The following is a 24,358-nucleotide window of genomic DNA, read 5'->3' as shown; positions in this document are numbered from 1 at the left end:
GTCTGCTTTGTTCTTTGAGCGCCACGGTGGTGGTGAGCGAGCGATCCTCGTTCACTTGGAAGGTCAGGACCCTGAGGCGCGCGAAGATCCGCAGGAGTTCCAGGAGTTAGCTGTATCGGCCGGCGCCGAGACCGTCGCGTTTTTTAACGTGCCGCGTCATCGGCCATCGGCCAAGTACCTGATTGGCAGTGGCAAGGTCGAGGAGCTACGCGACCTGGTCAAGGCCGAGAAGGTCGATATTGTGATTTTCAATCACGTCCTCACGCCCAGTCAGGAGCGAAATCTCGAACGTGTTTTCGAGTGTCGCGTGCTTGACCGTACAGGGCTGATTCTCGATATCTTCGCTCAGCGCGCCCGCACCCATGAAGGCAAGCTCCAGGTCGAACTGGCCCAGCTTGACCACATGAGCACGCGTCTCGTACGCGGCTGGACCCACCTTGAGCGTCAGGGTGGCGGCATCGGCATGCGCGGGCCGGGTGAGACCCAGCTCGAAACCGACCGCCGTCTGTTGCGCGTGCGCATCAGCCAGATCAAGGCCCGCCTGAAAAAAGTCCGCAGTCAACGCGAGCAGTCCCGTAGAGGGCGCCAACGCGCCGACATTCCTACGGTGTCGCTGGTGGGCTATACCAACGCCGGTAAATCCACGCTGTTCAACGCGGTCACCGGCTCAGACGTTTTTGCCGCCGACCAATTGTTCGCCACGCTCGACCCGACCTTGCGCCGCCTTGATCTGGGCGACCTGGGGCCGATTGTTCTGGCCGATACCGTGGGTTTTATTCGTCACCTTCCGCACAAGCTAGTTGAAGCTTTCCGGTCTACGCTCGAAGAGTCGAGCAATTCCGATTTGCTGCTGCATGTGATCGACGCGCACGAACCTGAGCGCATGGCGCAGATCGAGCAGGTGATGGTGGTGCTGGGCGAGATTGGTGCCCAGGACTTGCCGATCCTCGAGGTCTACAACAAAATCGATTTGCTTGAAGGCGTCGAGCCGCAGATCCAGCGCGATGCCGACGGTAAACCGCAGCGGGTCTGGTTGTCGGCCCGCGAAGGTCAAGGGTTGGAGTTGCTTGAGCAAGCCATCGCCGAGTTGCTGGGCAATGATTTGTTCGTTGGGACCTTGCGCTTGGAGCAGCGTTTTGCTCGACTGCGTGCACAGTTCTTTGAATTGGGTGTTGTGCAAAAAGAAGAGCATGACGATGAGGGGGCCAGTCTGTTGGACGTGCGCCTGCCGCGATCCGAGCTCAATCGCTTGGTCAGCCGCGAAGGGATGCAGCCGCTGGAATTCATCGAAGAACACACTTTGCAATAAAAGCCTCGCAAAGCGGCTGTGCCGCTGTGATAGGCATTCTGTAGCATTGGTCGGCGCGCCGTGGGCGCGTCTTTGCTTTATCAGATGGAGAGCGCTATGGCTTGGAATGAGCCGGGTGGCAACTCGAACAATCAAGATCCTTGGGGTGGCAAACGCCCGAATAATGGCGGCCGCAAGGGACCACCGGATCTCGACGAGGCCTTCCGCAAGCTGCAGGAAAGCCTGAATGGGTTGTTCGGTAGTGGAAAGAAACGTGGTGGCAGCGAAGGCGGATCGGGCGGCAAGGGCGCCGGTTTCGGTCTGCTCGGCATCGGCCTGGTCGTATTGGCTGCGGCATGGCTGTACAGCGCGGTCTATGTGGTCGATGAGCAGGAGCAAGCCGTTGTGCTGCGCCTGGGCAAGTACTACGACACTGTCGGGCCGGGTCTGAACATCTACTTCCCGCCGTTCGACAAAAAGTACCTGGAGAACGTGACGCGTGAGCGTGCCTACTCCAAGCAGGGCCAGATGCTCACTGAAGACGAAAACATCGTCGAAGTGCCTCTGACCGTGCAGTACAAGATCAGCAACCTGCGCGACTTCGTGCTTAACGTTGATCAGCCGGAAATCAGCCTGCAGCAGGCTACCGAAAGTGCCCTGCGGCATGTCGTGGGTTCCACGGCAATGGACCAGGTCCTGACCGAAGGCCGTGAGCAGATGGCGGTTGAGATCAAAGAGCGCTTGCAGCGTTTCCTTGATACCTACAAGACCGGTATCACCGTGACCCAGGTGAACGTACAGAGCGCAGCGGCACCGCGTGAAGTGCAGGAAGCCTTTGATGACGTGATTCGCGCCCGTGAAGACGAGCAGCGTGCCCGCAACCAGGCAGAAAGCTACGCCAATGGCGTGGTGCCGGAAGCGCGTGGTCAGGCTCAGCGCATCATCGAAAACGCCAACGGCTATCGTGATGAAGTGATCTCTCGCGCCAAGGGTGAAGCAGACCGCTTTACCAAGCTGGTGGCCGAGTATCGCAAAAACCCTGAAGTGACCCGGGACCGTCTGTACCTCGACACTATGCAGGAAGTCTTCAGCAACACCAGCAAGGTGCTCGTGACCGGTAACAAGAACGGCCAGAACAACCTGCTTTACTTGCCGCTGGACAAAATGATCGAAGGCCGTAGTGGCAGCACGCCGGCAACGGGTTCGGCCGCAGCAGCGGGTAATAACGATGCTGGCTCGAACGCCAAAACAGATCTGCCGCCGCAAGCGCGTACCAGGGAGAGTCGCTGATGAGCAATAAATCGCTGGTCGCCCTTATTGTGGCCGTTGTCGTGGCGATCGTTGCCTGGAACAGCTTCTACATCGTCTCGCAAACCGAGCGTGCGGTACTGCTGCGTTTCGGTCGTGTGGTTGAGACCGATGTCCAGCCGGGCCTGCATGTGAAGATTCCTTACGTTAACCAGGTGCGAAAATTCGACGCCCGCCTGATGACGCTGGATGCTCCGACGCAGCGTTTCCTGACGCTGGAAAAGAAAGCCGTAATGGTTGATGCCTTCGCCAAGTGGCGGGTGAAAGATGCCGAGCGCTTCTACACCGCTACATCGGGTCTCAAGCAGATTGCTGACGAGCGCTTGTCGCGTCGTCTGGAATCCGGCCTGCGTGACCAGTTCGGCAAGCGCACGTTGCACGAGGTTGTGTCCGGTGAGCGTGATGCGCTGATGGCTGACCTGACGGCTTCGTTGAACAGAATGGCCGAGAAAGAACTGGGTATCGAAGTGATCGATGTCCGGGTCAAGGCCATCGACCTGCCGAAGGAAGTTAACCGCAGCGTGTTCGAGCGCATGAGCAGTGAGCGTGAGCGTGAAGCCCGTGAGCACCGCGCCAAGGGTAACGAACTGGCCGAAGGTATTCGTGCTGACGCCGATCGTCAAAGCCGTGTGCTGTTGGCTGAGGCGTATCGTCAGTCCGAAGAGTTCCGCGGTGATGGTGATGCCCAGGCTGCTGCCATCTACTCCAAGGCTTACAGCCAGGATCAAGAGTTCTACAAGTTCTATCGCAGCCTGCGCGCTTACCGCGAAAGCTTTGCGAACAAGAGCGATGTCCTGGTTCTGGATCCAAGCAGCGATTTCTTCCGCTACCTGGAAAAATCCAAGCCTTCGCAATAACAAGGGCCATGCCTTGGGTTGTATGCCTGCGGGCATCAATCCAGAGCATGAGTTCACTCCGCTGGGCGGGCAAATTGTCTGGCGGGGTGATCCTTTGAGAAAACGTGTGTATGATACGGCAGCCGGGAAATTCCCGGCTTTTTTGCGTCTGCATGTTTGATTGACCGAGCGGCTGTGACAGCGTCGGCAGATTTTTCGAGGAATGTTGCTGCGTAAGCCCGTCGTTTTGGGCTTTTTTGCTGTGCGCGTTCAAGACGCAGCCACGTTCTGCTTTACTCAAGGCTCGCCTGCTGGCTGGCCGCCCGGATCATAGGGGAATGGTGTAATGGCAACGGTAGACCGCTGGCTCCTGCCAGATGGCATCGAAGAAGTACTTCCGCCCGAGGCTGCCCGCATTGAAGTTGCGCGGCGTCAGGTGCTGGATCTGTTCCAGAGCTGGGGCTATGAGTTCGTCGTCACCCCGCATATCGAATACCTGGAGTCTCTGCTGACAGGGGCTGGCCAGGATCTCGACTTGCGGACCTTCAAGGTTATTGACCCGCAAACGGGTCGCCAGATGGGTTTTCGTGCCGACATCACGCCGCAAGTGGCGCGCATCGATGCGCATACCCTGCGTCGTGAAGGGCCGAGCCGTCTGTGCTACGCCGGCAGTGTGCTGCATGCCCAGCCGCGGGCGTTGTCATCCTCGCGCAGCCCGATTCAACTGGGTGCCGAGTTGTATGGCGATGCCAGCCCGAGCAGCGACGTTGAAGTTATCAGCCTGATGCTGGCGATGCTGCAACTGGCCGATGTTCCGGATGTGCACATGGATCTGGGGCACGTAGGTATTTATCGCGGGTTGGCCCGTGCGGCCAACCTGTCGGTTGAAGTGGAACAACAATTGTTCGACGCCCTGCAACGCAAGGCGATCGACGAAGTAACGGCCTTGACCGAAGGTTTGCCAGCTGATTTGGCGGGCATGCTGCAGGCATTGGTTAATTTGTGTGGTGGCCGCGAGGTACTGGCTGCTGCGCGTGAGCGACTGGCCAAGGCTCCGGCCCCGGTGCTGGCTGCTCTGGACGATCTGCTGGCGATTGCCGAGCGTTTGTCTGTGCGTTTCCCGCAGTTGCCGCTGTATTTTGACCTGGGTGAGTTGCGTGGTTATCACTACCACACAGGCGTGGTGTTTGCGGTTTTTGTACCGGGCGTTGGGGACTCCATCGCTCAGGGCGGTCGTTATGATGATATCGGCGCCGACTTCGGTCGTGCCCGTCCAGCTACCGGCTTCTCGACCGATTTGAAAACCCTGGTGACCCTGGGGCGTGCTGAAGTCGAGTTACCGTCTGGTGGTATCTGGATGCCTGACAGCACGGATGCGGCTCTCTGGCAGCAGGTTTGCCAGCTTCGCAGTGAAGGTCAGCGTGTGGTTCAGGCGTTGCCTGGACAGCTACAGGCCGCCGCCCGTGATGCGGACTGCGACCGCCAATTGATTCTGCAGAATGGCTTGTGGCAAGTAATGCCGCTGGCTTCTTGAGTTTTCCTGCCGGCGGCTGCCGGCACCAAGTTTGCGCGAATGAGGACAAGTGTTATGGGTAAGAATGTCGTAGTCCTGGGCACCCAATGGGGTGATGAGGGCAAAGGCAAGATCGTTGATCTGCTGACCGAACATGCTGCCGCTGTAGTGCGCTACCAAGGTGGCCACAACGCTGGCCACACCTTGGTGATCGACGGCGAAAAAACCGTTCTGCACCTGATTCCGTCGGGCGTACTGCGCGAAGGCGTGCAGTGCCTGATCGGCAACGGTGTCGTGGTTGCTCCCGACGCGTTGCTGCGTGAAATCATCAAGCTGGAAGAGAAAGGTGTACCGGTGCGCGAGCGCCTGCGTATCAGCCCGTCTTGCCCGCTGATCCTGTCGTTCCACGTCGCGCTGGACCAGGCCCGTGAAAAGGCCCGTGGCGAGCTGAAGATCGGTACTACCGGTCGCGGCATCGGCCCGGCGTACGAAGACAAAGTAGCCCGTCGTGGCCTGCGTGTTGGCGATCTGCTGAACATGCCGCGCTTTGAAGCCAAGCTGCGTGAACTGGTGGAATACCACAACTTCATGCTGGTCGGGTTCTACAAAGAACCAGCGATCGACTTCGACAAGACTCTGGCCGAGTGCAAGGAATACGCTGAGCTGCTCAAGCCGTTGATGCTGGACGTCACTGCTGAGCTGCACGGCCTGCGTCGCGCTGGCAAGGACATCATGTTCGAAGGTGCCCAGGGCTCGTTGCTGGACATCGATCACGGTACCTACCCGTACGTGACCAGCTCCAACACCACGGCTGGCGGCGTAGCCACCGGTTCGGGCGTTGGCCCGATGTTCCTGGATTACATCCTGGGCATCACCAAGGCATACACCACGCGCGTAGGTTCGGGTCCTTTCCCGACTGAGCTGTTCGACGACGTCGGCGCTCACCTGGCCAAGCAGGGTCATGAGTTCGGTGCTACCACCGGCCGTGCCCGTCGTTGTGGCTGGTTCGACGCTGTTATCCTGCGTCGCGCTATCGATGTGAACAGCATCTCGGGTATCTGCCTGACCAAGCTGGACGTACTCGACGGTCTGGAAACCATCAACATTTGCGTCGGCTACAAAGATGCAAACGGTGCTGTGCTGGTTGACGCACCGACTGATGCTGACAGCTACGAAGGCCTTGAGCCTGTGTACGAGTCGGTGCCGGGCTGGACCGAGTCGACCGTGGGTGCCAAGACCCTGGAAGAGCTGCCAGAAAACGCGCGTGCTTACATCAAGCGCGTTGAAGCGCTGATCGGCGCGCCGATCGACATCATCTCGACCGGTCCGGACCGCAACGAAACCATCGTTCTGCGTCATCCGTTCGCTTAAAGCGTCGCAGATGTAAAACAAAGGGCCCTTCGGGGCCCTTTGTCGTTTGGTGCTGTTTGCAAAGCTGTTGTGGCAACTGATTGTCTCAGCGGCTCAAGTACATCTTCGTCGTCAGTAAATACACCGGTAAACCCGACACCAGAATCAATAGTGCCGCATAGGGTGCAGCAGCGGCGAATTCGACGTTTGAGGTGTGGGCCCAGACTTGCGTGGCCAGAGTGTTAAGTCCGGTCGGGCTGAGCAGCAAGGTCGCGGTCAGTTCCTTCATGGCGTCCAGGAATACCAGTGCAAAGGCGGCGCCCAGGGCTGGGAAGATGATCGGCAGGGTTACCCGGCAAAACGCAGAGAACGACGAGGCTCCCAAGGTGCGTGCGGCTTCTTCAAGCTGTGGCGCGGCCTTGTTCAGAGCGGTGCGGATCGGTGCCTGAGCCAGGGGCAAAAACAACAAGGCGTAGGCAATCAGCAGCAGGGCAGAGGTTTGATACAGCGCCGGTACGTAGTGCAGGGCGAAATACACCAATGCCAAGGCGATGACCAGGCCGGGAAGCGCATGCAGTAAATAGGGCAATCGTTCGGCCCAGATCGCCAGCTGGCCTTTGTAGCGCACCACCAGCAAGCCCACCGGAACCGCGAGTACCAGGCACAGTGCCGCGCCGCCCAGTGCCAGCGACAAGGACGAAAACAGTGCTTCGCCAATGGCGGCCACCGGAAATGCCGCCGAGCTGCCTTTGACTAGCCAGTACACCAGCATGCCCAAAGGAATGCCGCTGCCGATAACGGCCAGAGCCAGGCAATACAGCTGGCCCACCACGGCAAATTTGCCCAGGCGCACCTGCTCGGCATGCCGTGCGGCGCCCTGGCCGATGCGGATGTGTCGGCCTTTGCCGCGTACTTTCAATTCCAGCCATAACAGGCTCAGGCACATTACCAACAGTACCGCCGAGAGCATGGCTGCGTTGGCGTTGCTGAACTCCAGTTCGAACTGTTGGTAAATCGCGGTGGTGAAGGTTTGCAGGCCAATGATCGACAGTGCGCCGAACTCCACCAGCATGTGCAGGGCAATCAGAAGAGAGCCGGCCAGCAGCGAGGGCCAAAGCAGTGGCAGGGTGATCCGGAAAAACACCCCCCAACGATTCTGTCCCAGTGTGCGGGCCGATTCTTCCAGGGCCGGGTCCAGATTGCGCAGGGTGGCTGCGACCGGCAGGAAAATCAGCGGGTACTTTGACAGGCTCATGACCAGAATGGCCCCGCCCAGGCCCTCGAAACTCGAGCTGAGCGAGACCCAGGTAAAGCTGCTGACGAACGCAGGGACGGCAAACGGCAAGCACAGGATCACGCCCCACAGGCGTCGTCCCGGCAGGTTGCTGCGCTCCAGCAACCAGGCCAGCGTAAGCCCAAGCAGTGCGCAGGTCACGGTGACGCCGACCATCAGCATCAATGTGTTGCGCATCAAGCCAAAGACATAAGGCCGCCACAGCAGGTTCACCGCTTGTTCCCAGCCGGCCTCCCAGGTTTTGCTGCCGACGTACCACAATGGCAACAGGCTCAGGCCCACCAGCAGTGCGACAGGCAGCAATAGCCAGATCGAAGGTCGTTTGCGTCTAGGGATAAAGCGTGCGGATTGAGTGGCGGACAGCATCAGAGCAGGCCAACGTCGCGTTCGAGCTCCAGCGCTTCTTCGGCATTGCCCAGGTCGGCCGGGGTCACTTTAGGTGGCTGCAGCTCTTCAAACGGCTTAAGGCCGCGATCCGAGATCATGCCTTTGCGCATCGGGTATTCCGCCGAGGTGTTGGTAATCACGCGCTGACCTTCTTCACTGGCCATGAATGCCAGCAGTTGTTGCGCTTCTTTAGGGTGTTTGCTGGATTTCAGTGCGGCTGCGCTGGACACGGTAATCAGGCCGCCAGCATCGCCATCGGTGAAGTAGTGCAGTTTGGAGTCCAGCTTGCCTTTTTCTTTCTCCAGGGCAAACCAGTAGTAGTTGTTCACCAGTACGCTGGCCACTTCGCCATTTTCGACTGCTTTCAGGGCAACCATGTTGTTGGTGTAGGTTTTGCCGAACGCCCGCAGCCCTGTCAGCCATTCTTCGGCGGCATCACGTCCGTGAAGCTTGATGATTGCCACCGCCTGCTCCTGGAATGCGCCGCTGGTAGGTACAAAACCCACTTTTCCTTGCCATTGAGGGTCGGCGAAATCCAGTACCGACTTGGGCAGCTCTTCTTCCTTGATCAGCTTGGGGTTGAATGCCACCACGCGGGTACGCGCGGTTACACCCATCCAGGTGTCATTGGCGGCTACGTATTCCTTGGGCAGTACCTCAAGTGTGCTGGCGTCGATCTTGGCCAAAAAGCCCTGTTCACCCAGATTGTTCAGGGGAGGGGATTCTTCGGTGTAGATCACGTCCGCCGGGGAGCGGTCGCCTTCCTCGACAATCTGGCTGGCCAACTGGTTGCTGCTGCCTTTGCGCACGTTGACGTGAATGCCGGTCTTGGCTTCGAAGGCTGCGGCGAGGTTGTCACCGACTTCTTTGTGTTGACCGTTGTACAGCGTCAGAGACACAGGATCGGCAGCGTAGGTGGAGGGAGCGGTCAGGGTCAGACCAAGAGCGGCGATGGACAAGCCGCGCACAAGCCATGTCGCAAGCTGGGTATTTCGGAGCATCATTCGCTGGGTTCCTCGCTTGGGTACTACAAAACTTGTAACAATAATAAACGATATTGTTTCTCAAGTGCGATTGACTCAGCGTCGAATTGTGCAAGTGCGACGAGCTGTGATGCGCGGGGAGGGGGAGGATTTACAGCGTGTTGCAGAAAGTCGTGAGAGGTATCGGTGCATGCAGCTTGGGTGGCTGTCGGAAGATTTTTGGGGTGGGGATGCATCGGAAACTAAAAAGCCCGCTTTCGCGGGCTTTTTGAGTGGTTTACAGCGTGAATCTGTAAACCTGAATTGGTGCCCAGAAGAAGACTCGAACTTCCACGACCTTGCGGTCACCAGCACCTGAAGCTGGCGTGTCTACCAATTTCACCATCTGGGCAGTATCAGCAACGTTGCCGCTGTTGATGTGGCGCACTATACGGATAGCTTTTAAATCTGTAAACCCCTGTTTTAGTTTTAATAAATCAGTGGCTTAGAATGCAAAAACCCGCTTTCGCGGGTTTTTGTGTGAGTCTGGAGATTGTACTAATCTCCATCTCTAAATTGGTGCCCAGAAGAAGACTCGAACTTCCACGACCTTGCGGTCACCAGCACCTGAAGCTGGCGTGTCTACCAATTTCACCATCTGGGCAGCATCTTCAACGTTGCCGTTGTCGATGGCGCGCACTATACGGATACCCCTTTGACCTGTAAAGCGTTGTGAATAAAAATATCCAAAATATTTCGCGAACGGTGAGTGGGCAGCAGCAAAGCGCGTCAGAAAGGGCTAATAAGGCATTGAGTGAGCCTGAAATTTCCCGTTTCAATACGCGTATGCCAAACTAACCCGCATATAGACAAGGTGAAAACTATCTAATGGCCGATTGGCAGACCCTCGATCCCGAGGCCGCACGTGAAGCGGAAAAATACGATAACCCTATCCCTAGCCGCGAGCTGATCCTTCAGCATCTGGCCGAGCGTGGTTCGCCGGCTGCTCGTGAGCAGTTGGTAGAAGAGTTCGGTCTGACTACTGAAGACCAGATAGAGGCCCTGCGTCGTCGCCTGCGTGCGATGGAGCGCGATGCCCAGCTGATTTACACCCGTCGGGGCACTTATGCGCCGGTGGACAAGCTCGACCTGATTCTCGGTCGCATCAGCGGTCACCGCGACGGCTTTGGCTTCCTGATCCCGGATGACGGCAGCGACGACCTGTTCATGAGCCCGTCGCAAATGCGCCTGGTGTTCGATGGCGACCGTGCGCTGGCCCGTGTTTCGGGTCTTGATCGCCGTGGTCGTCGTGAAGGCGTGATTGTGGAAGTGGTCTCGCGTGCTCACGAAACTATCGTGGGTCGCTACTTCGAAGAAGGCGGCATTGGCTTTGTAGTGGCCGATAACCCGAAAATCCAGCAGGAAGTGCTGGTGACGCCGGGTCGCAACGCTGGCGCCAAGGTAGGTCAGTTTGTTGAAGTGAAGATCACTCACTGGCCGACGCCGCGCTTCCAGCCACAAGGCGACGTGCTTGAAGTGGTGGGCAACTACATGGCGCCCGGCATGGAAATCGACATTGCCCTGCGCACCTACGATATTCCGCACGTCTGGCCGGAAGCAGTGCTCAAGGAAGCGTCCAGGCTCAAGCCGGAAGTCGAAGAGAAAGACAAAGAGAAGCGCATCGACCTGCGTCATCTGCCGTTCGTCACCATTGACGGCGAAGATGCTCGGGACTTCGATGATGCGGTTTACTGCGAAGCCAAACCGGGCAAGCTGCGACTGTTCTCGGGTGGCTGGAAGTTGTACGTGGCGATTGCCGACGTCTCCAGCTATGTGAAAATCGGTTCGGCGCTGGATGCCGAATCCCAGGTACGTGGCAACTCGGTGTACTTCCCTGAGCGCGTGATCCCGATGCTGCCTGAGCAGCTATCCAACGGGCTGTGCTCCCTGAACCCGAAAGTCGATCGTTTGGCGATGGTCTGCGAGATGACCCTCTCCAAAACCGGCGAAATGACTGACTATCAGTTCTACGAAGCGGTGATCCATTCCCAGGCGCGTCTGACCTACAACAAGGTCAGCACCATCCTGGAACAGCCGAAAACCAGCGAAGCCAAGCAGCTGCGTAGCGAATACGCTGATGTTGTGCCGCACCTCAAGCAGCTTTACTCGCTGTACAAGGTGTTGCTGGCGGCTCGTCATACCCGTGGCGCGATTGATTTTGAAACGCAGGAAACCCGGATCATCTTCGGTTCCGAGCGCAAAATTGCTGAAATTCGCCCAACGACGCGTAATGACGCTCACAAGCTGATTGAAGAGTGCATGCTGGCGGCCAACGTGGCCACCGCCGAGTTCCTCAAAAAGCACGAAATTCCTGCGCTCTATCGTGTGCATGATGGTCCGCCGCCTGAGCGTCTGGAAAAACTGCGCGCCTTCCTGGGTGAGCTGGGTCTGTCCTTGCACAAAGGCAAGGACGGTCCATCGCCGAAGGATTACCAGGCGTTGCTGGCCAGCATCAAGGATCGTCCGGACTTCCACCTGATCCAGACCGTCATGCTGCGTTCGTTGAGCCAGGCGGTGTACAGCGCTGATAACCAGGGCCACTTCGGTCTGAATTATGAAGCCTATACCCACTTCACCTCGCCGATTCGCCGCTACCCGGACTTGCTCACGCACCGTGCGATTCGTAGCGTGATCCATTCCAAAATGGACACCCCGCACGTTCGTCGTGCTGGTGCGATGACGATCCCCAAGGCGCGTATTTATCCGTACGACGAAGCTATCCTGGAGCAGCTCGGCGAGCAGTGCTCCATGAGTGAGCGTCGTGCAGACGAAGCCACGCGTGACGTGACCAACTGGCTCAAGTGCGAGTTCATGAAGGATCGCGTTGGCGAGTCGTTCCCGGGTGTGGTGACTGCGGTGACGGGTTTCGGCCTGTTCGTCGAGTTGACTGACATCTACGTCGAAGGCCTGGTTCACGTAACCGCCTTGCCGGGTGACTACTACCACTTCGATCCTGTGCATCACCGCCTGGCGGGCGAGCGCACCGGTCGTAGCTTCCGTTTGGGCGACACGGTTGAAGTGCGCGTAATGCGTGTTGATCTCGATGAGCGCAAAATCGACTTCGAAATGGCTGAGAAAACCCTCAGTGCGCCGATTGGTCGTAAAAACCGTGGCACTGAAAAGCCTGCGGCGAAGACCAAACCGGCTGGCAAGCCAAGCAGCTACGAGACTGAAAAGCCCGCGGAGCCTGCAAAAACCAGCCGTCGTGCGCCAGCGAAGAAAACGACCAAAGGCTCTGATGACGCCTATCGCCCAAGCGATGCGGCGGCAAAGAATGCCGAGCTGCGCAAAAGCCGTGAATTGAAGCAGGCGTTGTTGGCCGAGTCGAAAAGCGGCGGTCGGACATCGGAGCCGGGAAAGTCGGGGAGGGCGGCACCTGCTAAAGATGCAGGCAAGCCTTCCAAGCCGAGCAAACATCGTAAAGGCCCGCCAAAAACGGGCACCGCTCCTGCTGCCAAAAGCGGCGGGGCGCGCAAACCTAAGGCCAAACCATGAGTCAGTTGGAAAAAATCTACGGCATTCACGCTGTAGAGGCGTTGCTGCGTCACCACCCGAAACGCGTCAAGCAAGTGTGGCTGGCTGAGGGTCGTAGCGACCCTCGCGTGCAGACCTTGATTGCGCTGGCTGACGAAAGCCGGGTTCCGGTGGGCAACGCCGAACGTCGCGAAATGGACGTTTGGGTCGAAGGCGTGCACCAAGGTGTCGTGGCAGATGTCAGCCCGAGCCAGGTGTGGGGCGAGGCCATGCTCAATGAGCTGCTGGATCGCACCGAAGGTGCTCCACTGATTCTGGTGCTGGACGGTGTGACGGACCCGCACAACCTGGGTGCCTGCTTGCGTACCGCCGATGCGGCGGGCGCACTGGCCGTTATCGTGCCGAAGGACAAGTCAGCAACCCTGACCCCGACTGTACGAAAAGTGGCTTGCGGTGCGGCAGAGGTTATTCCGTTGGTCGCAGTCACTAACCTGGCTGCCACGCTGAAGAAGCTTCAGCAGCGCGGCTTGTGGATTGTCGGCACGGCTGGCGAAGCCGAGCAGGAGCTGTACGAGCAAGACCTGACCGGCCCGACCATCCTGATCATGGGTGCAGAAGGCAAAGGCATGCGCCGCCTGACCCGTGAGCACTGCGATTATCTGGTGCGCCTGCCTATGGCCGGTAGCGTCAGCAGCCTGAACGTTTCCGTGGCTACCGGCGTGTGCCTGTTCGAAGCCCTGCGCCAGCGCAGCGTCAAGGCAGCGTCTTCTTCCAAGAAGAAGTAACGCCATCTGCAGGCATTGCCGAAGGCTGCAATAAGGGTTTAAGGCCCTTCAAAGCGGGGTTGCTTCGCAACTCCGTCGCAGCCTGCGGCAACGGCTACAGGGTTTGTGGTGATTGTGAGGCGGGATTGCTCAAATAATCACCAATTGCCTTGCGCGCCTCTTGTCCCTTCTCTACAATTGCGCCCCTTGCCGTCATGGCGGGCGCATATGTGCCTCTCTAGGCAAGACACACAAGTGTCATTCACTCCTTGTCTGACCCGCTTTCAGTTAGCGGCAGGCTACAACCCGTAAGGAGCATTCATGCGTCATTACGAAATCATCTTTTTGGTCCACCCGGATCAAAGCGAACAAGTCGGCGGCATGGTAGAGCGTTACACCAAGCTGATCGAAGAAGACGGCGGCAAAATCCACCGTCTGGAAGATTGGGGCCGTCGTCAACTGGCCTACGCAATCAACAATGTTCACAAGGCTCACTACGTGATGCTGAACGTTGAGTGCACTGGCAAAGCCCTGGCTGAGCTGGAAGACAACTTCCGTTACAACGATGCTGTGATCCGTAACCTGGTCATCCGTCGCGACGAAGCCGTAACTGGCCAGTCCGAGATGCTCAAGGCTGAAGAGAACCGCAGTGAGCGCCGTGAGCGTCGTGACCGTCCTGAGCATTCTGACAGCGCCGATGGCGATGACAGCGATAACAGCGACGCCAGCGATAACGCTGACGAGTAATCCACGGACCTTTTGAGGAGCCAATTACATGGCACGTTTCTTCCGTCGTCGTAAATTCTGCCGCTTCACCGCAGAAGAAGTGAAAGAGATCGATTACAAGGATCTCAACACTCTGAAAGCATACGTATCCGAGACCGGCAAAATTGTTCCAAGCCGTATCACCGGTACTAAAGCTCGTTATCAGCGTCAGCTGGCCACCGCTATCAAGCGCGCCCGCTTCCTGGCCCTGCTGGCCTACACCGACAGCCACGGCCGCTGAGACCGGGCAGTCGACAAGTAGTAAGGGATTGAAAGCATGCGCGCCTTAGCTGAGTTCATCATGCGAGGCCGTGTGCAGGCCACGTTAATCGTGGCCGGATGTGCGGCATTGCCGTTTTTGTTCTGGTTGAGTGCTGCTGCAGGATGCCTTGTGCTTCTGCGGCGCGGTCCGAGAGATGCTTTCAGCATCCTCACATGGGCTTTACTGCCGGCCTTGGTCTGGTGGTTTATCGGAGAACCTCGCACCCTCATGGTGCTGCTGGGAACTCTGGGATTGGCGATGTTGTTACGCGCCGGTCAGCCCTGGTATCGCGTGCTGCTGGTCAGCGTGGCGTTGGGTGTGGTGTATGGCGTGATCCTGGGCACGGTTTTCCGCGAACCCATTGGTGTGATGGCGCAGGAGTTGGAAAAACTTCTGCCGCAGGTCCTCAGTGGTCTCTACGACAAGTTATCTGACGTAGAGCGAGCGCGCCTTGGAGCATTGGTTGCACCCGTACTCACCGGTTTGATTGCAGCTTTGATGCAGGTCGTCAGCGTGCTAGCCCTGATTATCGGGCGTTATTGGCAGGCGTTGTTGTACAACCCGGGCGGTTTTGCCAGCGAGTTTCGCAGCATCCGCCTACCGCTTGGTCCAGCGTTACTGTTGCTGGCGTGCATGCTTGTAGGGCCGAACTTCGGTCCTCAAATGGCCATGCTTACGCCGTTGTGCAGCGTAGCGTTGTTCTTCGCCGGGCTGGCCCTGATTCATGGGCTGGTGGCGCAAAAGCGACTGGGCCGTTTCTGGCTGGTGGGGTTGTACGTCACGCTGTTGCTGTTTATGCAGCTGATCTATCCGTTGCTCGTGGTCTTGGCCATTGTCGACAGCCTGATTGATTTTCGCGGACGTCTGGCGCCGAAAGACGCTGATAAAGACTCTGCGGACGGTGAAGGTTAAAAGTTAAGAGGATTTTCACATGCAACTGATCCTTCTGGAAAAAGTCGCTAACCTGGGCAACCTGGGCGACAAAGTAAATGTTAAGGCCGGTTACGGTCGTAACTACCTGCTGCCGTACGGCAAAGCTACCGCTGCAACCGCTGCCAACCTGGCTGCGTTTGAAGAGCGTCGTGCTGAGCTGGAACAAGCTGCTGCAGACAAGAAAGCTTCGGCTGAAACACGCGCTGCCCAACTGGCTGAGCTGGAAGTGACTATCACTGCCACCGCTGGCGACGAAGGCAAGCTGTTCGGTTCGATCGGTACTCACGACATCGCTGATGCACTGACCGCCTCCGGCGTTGAAGTTGCTAAAAGCGAAGTTCGTCTGCCGAACGGCACTATCCGCAACGTTGGCGAATTCGACGTGGCCGTGCACCTGCACGCCGAAGTTGAAGCAACCGTACGCGTTGTTGTGGTAGCTGCTTAAGCAGTCTTAACTGACTGGCACCTTGTGTGCCGGACGGTTAACATCGGGCACGATCCTGTTTACAGGTCGTGCCTTTTGTTTTTGTGCAGTTCCTGTTTTTTAACCTATTCCAAGTGGCCATGAACGATATCTCCGCTCCTGAGCAATACGATCTACAAACCGCAGCCCTGAAGGTGCCTCCGCATTCCATCGAGGCCGAACAGGCTGTGCTCGGTGGTTTGATGCTGGATAACAACGCCTGGGAACGCGTGCTGGATCAGGTCTCGGACGGTGATTTCTATCGACATGACCATCGCCTGATCTTCCGTGCCATCGCCAAGTTGGCAGACCAGAACTCCCCGATCGACGTCGTGACCCTTGCCGAGCAATTGGACAAGGAAGGTCAGACGTCGCAAGTTGGTGGTCTGGGCTACCTGGGTGAGTTGGCAAAAAACACGCCGTCGGTCGCTAACATCAAGGCGTACGCGCAGATCGTGCGTCAGCGTGCAACCTTGCGCCAGCTCATCGGCATCAGTACCGAAATTGCCGACAGTGCCTTCAACCCAGAAGGCCGCAGCGCCGAGGAAATCCTCGACGAGGCAGAGCGTCAGATCTTTGCGATTGCCGAGGCCCGGCCAAAAACCGGTGGCCCGGTGAGCGTGAATGACCTGTTGACCAAGGCCATTGACCGTATCGACACGTTGTTCAACACCGACAACGCCATCACTGGCCTGTCCACGGGTTATACCGACCTGGATGGCATGACCAGCGGCTTGCAGCCAGCAGACTTGATCATCGTCGCCGGGCGTCCATCGATGGGTAAAACCACCTTTGCGATGAACCTGGTGGAAAACGCTGTATTGCGCAGTGAGAAAGCGGTGCTGGTTTACTCGCTCGAGATGCCAGGTGAATCGCTGATCATGCGTATGTTGTCTTCCCTGGGGCGCATCGACCAGACCAAGGTGCGGGCGGGTCGACTTGAGGATGACGATTGGCCGCGCCTGACCTCGGCGGTCAACCTGCTCAATGACCGCAAGCTGTTTATCGATGACACCGCGGGCATCAGCCCTTCGGAAATGCGGGCCCGGACCCGACGCCTGGTGCGTGAGCACGGGGACATCGGCCTGATCATGATCGACTACCTGCAGTTGATGCAGATTCCGGGTTCTGGCGGTGATAACCGGACCAACGAAATCTCCGAGATATCCCGCTCGTTGAAAGCGCTGGCCAAAGAGTTCAATTGCCCGGTGGTGGCGCTCTCGCAGCTCAACCGTTCCCTTGAGCAGCGTCCGAACAAGCGCCCGATCAACTCCGACTTGCGTGAATCCGGAGCCATCGAGCAGGATGCCGACGTCATCATGTTCGTGTATCGGGATGAGGTGTATCACCCCGAAACCGAGCACAAGGGCATTGCTGAAATCATCATCGGCAAGCAGCGTAACGGCCCTATCGGTACCACGCGCCTGGCGTTCATCGGCAAGTACACGCGTTTTGAAAACCTGGCGCCCGGCAGCTACAACTTCGATGATGATTAATCGCCGGATACTGCTCGCGGCCTGATCAGGGGCCGGTTGTGCACCGCTGATTGTTCAAGAGAACAAATGCTGGATGTCTCGCTCGTTGTAGGCATAGTTCCAGCGCAGCTCCGTATCGGCTTCTATGATCTCGCTGGCGAACATCCCCGTCAGCAGGTACTTCTCTTTGACGCCTTCGGTGTTGAGGGTATCGACCACGAAAGGCGCGATTTCAACGTTATAGCCACTGGCAGCTTGCCTGACCGGCTTGCCATTGACGTATTCAAAGGTGGTGTTGATTCGCGACAGAATGTTGGTGCCGGATAAAACTACCGGCATGAACCTTGGATTGTGTGTCGAAGATCTCTTGGTCATCACGTCGATGACGTAGGGGTCTCTGCGACGGTGAGCAATGTGATAGGGGATCAGTTCCCCTGAATACACTCCCAGCACTTCCCCTTTGTTGAGCCGGATCTTGGCCGTGACCATCGACTGGCCTACCAGCAGCTGCTCACCCTCCACTTGAATGTCGGCTTCGGTAAAGGGGCGCAGATGAAGTTTTTCTTCATAAAGGCTGCCCACGGCTTCATACCCTTCCCACTCGATATAAGGCCTGATTAATTCGCTGTGATAACGCGTGCTGGAAGACGTCGAGCGTGCTCGGGTCTGGATGGAGCGTATGCGCAAGGGGTTGCCATGCAAGTCGCGAAGTGGATAACGACCGTTCTCGGCGCGTTCATAGGTTCCGGGTTGATTCCTGGCGTGCTGGTAGTTGTCGGTGTTGCGCATGATTGCGCTTTCGCGAGGGGTGTATTCGGTCCATGGCCGTTCACTTGCCGTAAAGAATGGGTCGGTGGAGCTTTCCTCGACGTTTACCCGTGAGCTTCCAATGCCAGGAGACCCGCCTTTAAGCCCGCTGTCCTGATCCAGCTCCCAGCTGTCATCGGCTGTGCGACGGATCAATGGTTTGTAACAGCGGAATGGGTTGCGGGCATCTATCAGGCGCCAGCCCAGGCGTGTGAGCTCCACTTGAAAGGTCCAGGCGTGCACCTTGATGAAGTTGCGAACAAGCCCGCCATTTTCAGGAAACTTCTGATAGATGCCTTGATAAATGCCATCCGTCCGTGGCGGGATGCCTTCCAGGGATTCCTGGCTGGCGAAGTTAAGATCCAGTTGCTGGAATGAGGGAAAGAACAACTCGGAAAGCTCACGCCTTTCTTTGGGTAAGTTTCGCCGCGCAAGCGACTGCTTGTCAGCTTGCAGACGGGTTTGTGCCATGAGCTGTTTAAGTTCCTGCACCGGTGCGAATGTGGACAGTCCCAAAAGCTGGCGCTCGGATTCCGACAGGCAGTTATACAGCGCGTAATAGATGCTGCCGGGCGGGCTGACGGGCTGGCCTTCCGGGCTAAGTGCCTGATACCGGTTGGCTGATGTGATCAGGATTCTTTTGGCTGAATCGCCCCGCGCGTAAGTACTCGCCAGTAACGGGCCTTCGGCGGTGTGCTGGTGGAGTTCAATGTTCTGTGCCGTGGGCCAGTCCACCAGGTGCTCGAAGATCGAGAAGGCCAGAAGGTCGCTTTGTTCACTGCTGACCGAGTCCAGATACAACCCTTCATATACCCGGTTGACACTCAATCTGGCCATCAACGCATCGGCCTCGGTTTTGAAGACCGGCGGCAGCGGTCGGGGACCAAGCAACTGGAGTTGTTCTGAGGGGCGAGTGGTCACGATCAGTTCATCTGCAACGCTGGTTGGCATCGTCGGGTAGCTACGTCTGATGGCCTGGGTCAACTCATTGTCGCTGACCTCACTGTGCTGGTAGAGGATTTCGAACACCCTATGGCGGAAAATCTGCGCATAAGCACTCATGGCTTCGCCCAGTGCTGCCGTGTTGGTTTGTGGCGAAACGCTGGGCGGATGCCCCAGCAGGGTTGTGAGTTCTTGATGGTCCAGGTAGGCCAGCAGGGTGTCGAGTGCAATCCCGGCCTGCAGTTGAGCGTTTGTCACCGGGAGGCGTGTGTGGTTGGGCACAGTGTCGCCAAAGTCGCGAATGACCTGGCCCAGATCGTCAATCCAGCGTACGGGTTTATTACCAGGCCATCCTGGCAGGGATGTCAGCAGTTGCAGCCAAAGCTCGGCGTTACTGGCATCAGGGGTCTGGTTGAGCTGGATGTCTTCGATGAATGACTTGATTTTGCGGTCGATCGCCAGGCGCTTGAGCGCATCGATCAGCAGGCCGGGCGGTACAAGGTTGTCAGCGTGTACGCGTTGCAGCATCTCGGTGCTGACGCCGGTGGCAGACATGATGAAATCAACATCATCCTGCTCCAGAGTCTCGCCGTAACGTCCCAGTCGTTTGATGAGCTTGGCATTGTCCCAGAAGAGGGGCTGTTCTTGTTCAAGGCGCCAGGCCCCGTAATGGTTTGTGGTCAGCGTAGGGGAGAAGGCCGTGTTGTCGGTAGGGTGCTTTACGCGCCAGGGCGTTTGCGGGGTATCGCGGGTGACCTCGAACACCTGCTGGTCCAGTTTCAAATAGTCTTTGCTGTGGAATGCGTAGAGGCCCTGTTTGTTGGGGAGGGCGGTGACGGGGAGTTCGAGGTCTTGTTGGTAGGGGGTCAGGTCGACATTCCACAGCCGGCGTGTGCCGTCAGGTAGCGTGACGGGCGCCAGTCGGGCCACGAACTCGGGCATCTTGATGGCGCGCAACTGTGAGGTGATCATGTGTGTGCCGGCCCCGATGACTGCCATTTCAGCCAGGCTGTCCGTGATGTCCAGCAGGTATTCGGCGGCCAGGTTCAGGTCGTTCTCAGACCAGGCTTCGACGCCGTGATAAGCCTGATAGAGCACATGCGCTGAGGTCAATGCGAGCATTGCCTCGCCTACACCGGGGATCAGCGAGAGGGCCAGGGTGGCGAGTGTCCACCCTGCGCTTTCAAGTGTCTGGATTCTTCGGTTGCGAACTTCCATGTTGACGTCTTCTACAGGCACGGCAATTTGCCGGGCATCGTCAAGCATGCGTTCGAGTCGTTGTTGGTGGAGGTGTTCAAACAAGGACTCATTGCAGGGTATTAACTCAAGGGATGTATCGTCGGGGTAATAAGAGGCCAATGATTCCTTGAATGTTTGTTGTTGGCGAAGCGGGACAAAGTGCAACAGGAATGCCGTTCTGTCGGCGCGTAATAGTTCACTCAGGTGCGCTTCAAAGTGAGCGATGGAAACATACTCTTTAAGCGACGCTTCTCCAGGAACCGGAATATAACCAATACAGGGTTGGCGCCGTGCTTTATCAGTAATGTGGGCACATATCAGGACCGGTCCTGTTAATACCGTGCCTAAAAAGGTGATGCTGGATAAAAATACCGATTCCCCTTGAAGGAGCAGTGTTGATTCGCCCGCGACAAGCTTTGTCAGCAACGTATGAGCCGACTGGCTGATATCACCTTTCAGGGCTGCGATACACGCCATGACTTCGAGCGTACTTTTTCCGTGGGCGATAAAGTCAATCGGTGTCTGGCTCTCGTGGCGCCAGTCATCCGCAAGGGCCGGGGCGCTGAAGACTGACCGGATGTGCTGTTGGTACTGCGAGCCCAGATCCAGCGTACGGCACACTTGGGCAAACTGTTCGGGCCTGGGTCTTAGCGAGTGCCAGCCATCCTGGCCGAGCCGGGCATAGAGCATCGAGCCTTCGATGAATCCGTCAGGTTCTGTTTCGGAGGCTTCGAAGTTCTGCAGGGCCGCCTGCAGCAGGGTTTGGTGAGTCGCGGCGGCGGTTGTCGTAAACAGCCCGAACAGGTGCGAATGAACATGGGTAATCTTGATGAAGTTATGGGTGACATCGAGCGGGGAATCGAAGCGGGCCAAGAGTGCCAGTTCAAGAATGGGCAGGGCAAATGCCGTGGGCGTCTTTAATAGCGCGAGCCGGTTTGCCACCGCATGTTGATGCTCGAGGTGGCGAATATACAGGCGTCGGAAGTTGGCTCGGGCAGAGGCGTCGGCGTTGAGCAGCCAGTCGGGAATATGTTGTTTTATAAAGTCGATACGTGAATCTTTTAATGACGGTGCTGCGGGAGAGGCGGGCGGAGTTGTGGGCATGAGCATTTCCTTTGCTTGATGAATGGCTCAAGTTTAGGGCGTTCGTAGTGTTTAAAAAGAGTAAAAAACTGATGCGTAAAAGCACCGTTTAATCTTATAAGTGCGGACAAGTCATAGTTATGTAGTGCCGGATTAATGCGTGGTTGTGCCGGGGGATTTTGTTGTCCACCGAGCGCATTCATTTGCCAGCGTGTGTTTGCCTCTGCGGGCTTTGAGTTCGCTGTGGGGCCAGTGGTCGGCAAAACCCACCGTCACGGTCGGATTTGATCAAATTTTGTGCTATATTCCGCGACCGCGAATTTCCTCGTAAATGACGCGTCCTTTTTCGCACTCAACACCGGTCATCGACATGCAAGCAGCCAAGCCTTTATTTGACTATCCGAAGTACTGGGCCGAATGTTTCGGCCCAGCACCATTCCTGCCCATGAGCAGGGAGGAGATGGATCAGCTTGGCTGGGATTCCTGCGACATCATCATCGTGACCGGTGATGCCTATGTCGATCACCCTTCGTTCGGCATGGCAATCATTGGTCGCTTGCTGGAGTCCCAGGGTTTTCGCGTGGGCATCATTGCCCAGCCTGACTGGCAGTCCAAAGACGACTTCATGAAGCTGGGGGAGCCGAACCTGTTCTTCGGCGTTGCCGCCGGCAACATGGACTCGATGATCAACCGCTACACCGCCGACAAAAAAATCCGCTCCGATGACGCCTACACCCCAGGCGGCATGGCGGGCAAACGTCCGGATCGCGCGAGCCTGGTCTACAGCCAGCGTTGCAAGGAAGCTTACAAGCATGTGCCGATCGTACTCGGCGGCATCGAGGCCTCGCTGCGCCGTATCGCGCATTACGATTACTGGCAGGACCGCGTACGCAACTCGATCCTGATCGATGCCTGCGCCGATATCCTGCTGTACGGCAACGCCGAGCGCGCCATTGTCGAAGTGGCCCAGCGTCTGTCGTACGGTCACAAGGTCGAAGAAATCACCGATGTCCGCGGTACGGCGTTCATTCGTCGCGATACGCCAAAAGACTGGTATGAAGTCGACTCCACGCGTATCGACCGTCCGGGCAAGATCGACAAGATCATCAACCCGTACGTGAACACCCAGGACACCCAGGCCTGCGCCATCGAGCAGGAAAAGGGCCCGGTTGAAGACCCGAACGAAGCCAAGGTCGTACAGATCCTGGCCAGCCCGCGCATGACCCGTGACAAGACGGTTATCCGTCTGCCATCGGTCGAAAAGGTGCGCGCTGACGCGGTTCTGTACGCTCACGCCAACCGCGTGCTTCACCTCGAAACCAACCCGGGCAATGCCCGCGCCCTGGTGCAGAAGCATGGTGAAGTGGATGTGTGGTTCAACCCGCCACCGATCCCGATGACCACTGAAGAAATGGACTACGTGTTCGGCATGCCTTACGCACGTGTCCCGCATCCTGCGTACGGCAAGGAAAAGATCCCGGCCTACGACATGATCCGTTTCTCGGTGAACATCATGCGTGGCTGTTTTGGCGGCTGCACTTTCTGCTCGATCACTGAGCACGAAGGCCGGATCATCCAGAACCGCTCCGAAGAGTCGATCATTCGCGAAATCGAAGAGATCCGCGACAAGGTCCCGGGCTTTACCGGGGTCATTTCCGACCTCGGCGGGCCGACCGCGAACATGTATCGCATTGCCTGCAAAACCCCGGAAATCGAATCGGCGTGCCGCAAGCCATCGTGCGTGTTCCCCGGCATTTGCCCGAACCTGAACACGGACCACTCGTCGCTGATCCAGCTGTATCGCAGCGCTCGTGCCTTGCCGGGTGTGAAGAAGATCCTGATCGCTTCCGGTCTGCGTTACGACCTGGCGGTCGAGTCGCCGGAATACGTGAAAGAGCTGGTGACCCACCACGTGGGTGGTTACCTGAAGATCGCCCCGGAACACACCGAGGAAGGTCCGCTCAACCAGATGATGAAGCCGGGCATCGGCAGCTATGACAAGTTCAAGCGCATGTTCGAGAAGTACACCAAGGAAGCGGGCAAGGAGCAGTACCTGATTCCGTACTTCATCGCGGCTCACCCGGGCACCAAAGACGAAGACATGATGAACCTCGCTCTGTGGCTCAAGAGCAACGGTTTCCGTGCTGACCAGGTGCAGGCGTTCTACCCGTCGCCAATGGCTACCGCCACGGCGATGTACCACTCGGGCAAGAACCCGCTGCGCAAGGTGACGTACAAGAGCGACTCGGTCACCATCGTCAAGAGCGAAGAGCAGCGTCGCCTGCACAAGGCGTTCTTGCGCTATCACGATCCGAAAGGCTGGCCAATGCTGCGTGAAGCCTTGATCCGCATGGGCCGTGCCGACCTGATCGGTTCGGGCAAGGATCAGCTGATTCCGCTGCATCAGCCGGCGGTTGATGGCTACCAAAGCGCGCGTCGCAAAAACTCGACACCTGCCGGTAGCCATAAAGTGGCCAAGGACAAGACCACCAAGATCCTCACCCAGCACACAGGGCTGCTGCCTCCACGTGCCAGTGATGGCGGTAACCCGTGGGACAAGCGTGAACAGGCCAAGGCCGCAGCGTTTGCCCGCAACAAGCAAGCCGCTAAGGAACGTCAAGAGGCAGCCAAGGGCGGCAAGAGCCAGAAGCCGACCCGCAAGCCTGTTGTGCCGCGCTAACGCCGGTACAGCAGCGGCTACCGATCGCGACACCGCGCAACGCCAGCTTTCGAGCTGGCGTTGTGCATTCTGCCGCCTGAGAAGCCTTTCAGGCATGCGCAGGCAGTCCGGTGTCTCTCGGTGTGTGTTTGCAGGGCTTGAAGCGTCTGATGGCGTTACAGGAGCTGTCAGGGTAACTGCGAGGATCAGCAGGCGGGCTGCTGATCCTGATCACAGATCCTGTGGGCCGGGTTGTGGATAACCGGGCCGAGGGGGTTACGCGTCGGGAGCTTTTTCTGCTGGTGTCTCGGTGTTTTCAGCGACAACCTCACCCTCTGCATCGACGGCGGTGTCAGCATCGGGATTGAGCTCTACTGTGCCTTCTTCAGCGGCTGCTTTCTTGCGCTGAAGCTTTTCCTCTTTCTTCTGCTCTTTAGCCAAGTCTCTTTGACGCTTAGCGAAGTTGTAATTTGGTTTGGCCATGGGCGATCCTC

Annotated in this window: 17 protein-coding genes and 2 tRNA genes; 13 read left to right on the top strand and 6 right to left on the bottom strand. The window is 57.6% G+C overall.

The window, feature by feature from the left end; all coding sequences use genetic code 11:
• Window positions 1-7 precede the first annotated feature (7 nt).
• The 5 genes from hflX (at window position 8) to AWM69_RS16470 (ending at window position 6,316) form a co-directional block, all read left to right on the top strand.
• Complete coding sequence (hflX, locus tag AWM69_RS16490) at window positions 8-1,309, top strand: ribosome rescue GTPase HflX (protein ID WP_218727566.1); 1,302 nt, start codon at window positions 8-10, stop codon at window positions 1,307-1,309.
• Window positions 1,310-1,405: 96 nt separating this feature from the next.
• On the top strand, window positions 1,406-2,578 hold the full coding sequence (gene hflK, locus AWM69_RS16485; protein WP_131653626.1) for an FtsH protease activity modulator HflK: 1,173 nt from the start codon (window positions 1,406-1,408) through the stop codon (window positions 2,576-2,578).
• Entirely contained in the window at window positions 2,578-3,453 is an 876-nt protein-coding gene (gene hflC / locus AWM69_RS16480) for a protease modulator HflC (protein ID WP_218727564.1), read from the top strand. Before hflK ends, hflC begins: the two co-directional genes overlap by 1 nt.
• A 325-nt stretch (window positions 3,454-3,778) precedes the next feature.
• Window positions 3,779-4,966: an ATP phosphoribosyltransferase regulatory subunit gene (locus tag AWM69_RS16475; RefSeq protein WP_131653624.1), complete on the top strand. Its 1,188-nt coding sequence runs from the start codon at window positions 3,779-3,781 to the stop codon at window positions 4,964-4,966.
• A gap of 54 nt (window positions 4,967-5,020) precedes the next feature.
• A complete protein-coding gene (locus AWM69_RS16470; RefSeq protein WP_048382750.1) occupies window positions 5,021-6,316 on the top strand; it encodes an adenylosuccinate synthase in 1,296 nt (431 codons plus the stop codon).
• Window positions 6,317-6,401: 85 nt separating this feature from the next.
• Here the strand turns inward: AWM69_RS16470 and AWM69_RS16465 are convergent, their stop codons facing one another.
• From AWM69_RS16465 to AWM69_RS16450, 4 genes are all read right to left on the bottom strand, one after another.
• A complete protein-coding gene (locus AWM69_RS16465; RefSeq protein WP_131653623.1) occupies window positions 6,402-7,955 on the bottom strand; it encodes an iron ABC transporter permease in 1,554 nt (517 codons plus the stop codon).
• Window positions 7,955-8,980: an extracellular solute-binding protein gene (locus AWM69_RS16460; protein WP_218727562.1), complete on the bottom strand. Its 1,026-nt coding sequence runs from the start codon at window positions 8,978-8,980 to the stop codon at window positions 7,955-7,957. The genes AWM69_RS16465 and AWM69_RS16460 overlap by 1 nt, the downstream gene beginning before the upstream one ends.
• A gap of 283 nt (window positions 8,981-9,263) precedes the next feature.
• A tRNA-Leu gene (locus tag AWM69_RS16455) sits at window positions 9,264-9,350 on the bottom strand.
• 165 nt (window positions 9,351-9,515) lie between these two features.
• Window positions 9,516-9,602 (bottom strand) — tRNA-Leu (locus tag AWM69_RS16450).
• A 224-nt stretch (window positions 9,603-9,826) separates the two neighbouring features.
• Between AWM69_RS16450 and rnr the strand changes: the two genes are divergently transcribed.
• From rnr to dnaB, 7 genes are all read left to right on the top strand, one after another.
• Window positions 9,827-12,493 carry a ribonuclease R gene (gene rnr, locus AWM69_RS16445; RefSeq protein ID WP_131653621.1) on the top strand — a complete coding sequence of 889 codons (2,667 nt, stop codon included), beginning with the start codon at window positions 9,827-9,829 and terminating at the stop codon, window positions 12,491-12,493.
• Complete coding sequence (gene rlmB, locus AWM69_RS16440) at window positions 12,490-13,257, top strand: 23S rRNA (guanosine(2251)-2'-O)-methyltransferase RlmB (RefSeq protein ID WP_048382746.1); 768 nt, start codon at window positions 12,490-12,492, stop codon at window positions 13,255-13,257. The genes rnr and rlmB overlap by 4 nt, the downstream gene beginning before the upstream one ends.
• Window positions 13,258-13,557: 300 nt before the next feature.
• Entirely contained in the window at window positions 13,558-13,983 is a 426-nt protein-coding gene (gene rpsF / locus AWM69_RS16435; protein ID WP_003439045.1) for a 30S ribosomal protein S6, read from the top strand.
• Between the two features lie 28 nt (window positions 13,984-14,011).
• Window positions 14,012-14,242, top strand: coding sequence for a 30S ribosomal protein S18 (gene rpsR, locus AWM69_RS16430; protein ID WP_003171373.1), 231 nt, complete (start codon window positions 14,012-14,014; stop codon window positions 14,240-14,242).
• A gap of 36 nt (window positions 14,243-14,278) precedes the next feature.
• A complete protein-coding gene (locus AWM69_RS16425; protein WP_048382744.1) occupies window positions 14,279-15,175 on the top strand; it encodes a hypothetical protein in 897 nt (298 codons plus the stop codon).
• 19 nt (window positions 15,176-15,194) lie between these two features.
• On the top strand, window positions 15,195-15,641 hold the full coding sequence (gene rplI, locus AWM69_RS16420) for a 50S ribosomal protein L9 (RefSeq protein ID WP_003439047.1): 447 nt from the start codon (window positions 15,195-15,197) through the stop codon (window positions 15,639-15,641).
• A gap of 119 nt (window positions 15,642-15,760) precedes the next feature.
• Window positions 15,761-17,155 carry a replicative DNA helicase gene (gene dnaB, locus AWM69_RS16415; protein WP_016783319.1) on the top strand — a complete coding sequence of 465 codons (1,395 nt, stop codon included), beginning with the start codon at window positions 15,761-15,763 and terminating at the stop codon, window positions 17,153-17,155.
• A gap of 54 nt (window positions 17,156-17,209) precedes the next feature.
• Here the strand turns inward: dnaB and AWM69_RS16410 are convergent, their stop codons facing one another.
• Complete coding sequence (locus AWM69_RS16410) at window positions 17,210-21,226, bottom strand: dermonecrotic toxin domain-containing protein (protein WP_218727561.1); 4,017 nt, start codon at window positions 21,224-21,226, stop codon at window positions 17,210-17,212.
• A gap of 349 nt (window positions 21,227-21,575) precedes the next feature.
• Between AWM69_RS16410 and AWM69_RS16405 the strand changes: the two genes are divergently transcribed.
• The gene (locus AWM69_RS16405; protein WP_218727662.1) at window positions 21,576-23,885 is read left to right on the top strand and encodes a YgiQ family radical SAM protein; all 2,310 of its coding nucleotides are present in this window, start codon (window positions 21,576-21,578) and stop codon (window positions 23,883-23,885) included.
• Between the two features lie 255 nt (window positions 23,886-24,140).
• On the opposite strand, the gene AWM69_RS16400 is transcribed toward AWM69_RS16405, so the two are convergent.
• The gene (locus AWM69_RS16400) at window positions 24,141-24,347 is read right to left on the bottom strand and encodes a hypothetical protein (protein ID WP_048382741.1); all 207 of its coding nucleotides are present in this window, start codon (window positions 24,345-24,347) and stop codon (window positions 24,141-24,143) included.
• Window positions 24,348-24,358 lie beyond the last annotated feature (11 nt).

The sequence above is a fragment of the Pseudomonas sp. D1HM genome (assembly GCF_019266105.1).
Lineage (GTDB): Bacteria > Pseudomonadota > Gammaproteobacteria > Pseudomonadales > Pseudomonadaceae > Aquipseudomonas > Aquipseudomonas taetrolens.
Note: the sequence above shows the minus strand (reverse complement) of the source record. Positions and strands in the feature narration are given on the sequence as shown.

Excerpts from the sequence above, each read along its gene's own strand:
- AWM69_RS16460 (WP_218727562.1), bottom strand. The coding sequence starts at position 8,980 with ATGATGCTCCGAAATACCCAGCTTGCGACATGGCTTGTGCGCGGCTTG.
- AWM69_RS16470 (WP_048382750.1), top strand. The coding sequence starts at position 5,021 with ATGGGTAAGAATGTCGTAGTCCTGGGCACCCAATGGGGTGATGAGGGC.
- rnr (WP_131653621.1), top strand. The coding sequence starts at position 9,827 with ATGGCCGATTGGCAGACCCTCGATCCCGAGGCCGCACGTGAAGCGGAA.
- AWM69_RS16465 (WP_131653623.1), bottom strand. The coding sequence starts at position 7,955 with ATGCTGTCCGCCACTCAATCCGCACGCTTTATCCCTAGACGCAAACGA.
- AWM69_RS16405 (WP_218727662.1), top strand. The coding sequence starts at position 21,576 with ATGCAAGCAGCCAAGCCTTTATTTGACTATCCGAAGTACTGGGCCGAA.
- AWM69_RS16475 (WP_131653624.1), top strand. The coding sequence starts at position 3,779 with ATGGCAACGGTAGACCGCTGGCTCCTGCCAGATGGCATCGAAGAAGTA.
- rplI (WP_003439047.1), top strand. The coding sequence starts at position 15,195 with ATGCAACTGATCCTTCTGGAAAAAGTCGCTAACCTGGGCAACCTGGGC.
- hflC (WP_218727564.1), top strand. The coding sequence starts at position 2,578 with ATGAGCAATAAATCGCTGGTCGCCCTTATTGTGGCCGTTGTCGTGGCG.
- rpsR (WP_003171373.1), top strand. The coding sequence starts at position 14,012 with ATGGCACGTTTCTTCCGTCGTCGTAAATTCTGCCGCTTCACCGCAGAA.
- hflK (WP_131653626.1), top strand. The coding sequence starts at position 1,406 with ATGGCTTGGAATGAGCCGGGTGGCAACTCGAACAATCAAGATCCTTGG.
- AWM69_RS16410 (WP_218727561.1), bottom strand. The coding sequence starts at position 21,226 with ATGCCCACAACTCCGCCCGCCTCTCCCGCAGCACCGTCATTAAAAGAT.
- AWM69_RS16425 (WP_048382744.1), top strand. The coding sequence starts at position 14,279 with ATGCGCGCCTTAGCTGAGTTCATCATGCGAGGCCGTGTGCAGGCCACG.
- dnaB (WP_016783319.1), top strand. The coding sequence starts at position 15,761 with ATGAACGATATCTCCGCTCCTGAGCAATACGATCTACAAACCGCAGCC.
- rpsF (WP_003439045.1), top strand. The coding sequence starts at position 13,558 with ATGCGTCATTACGAAATCATCTTTTTGGTCCACCCGGATCAAAGCGAA.
- rlmB (WP_048382746.1), top strand. The coding sequence starts at position 12,490 with ATGAGTCAGTTGGAAAAAATCTACGGCATTCACGCTGTAGAGGCGTTG.
- AWM69_RS16400 (WP_048382741.1), bottom strand. The coding sequence starts at position 24,347 with ATGGCCAAACCAAATTACAACTTCGCTAAGCGTCAAAGAGACTTGGCT.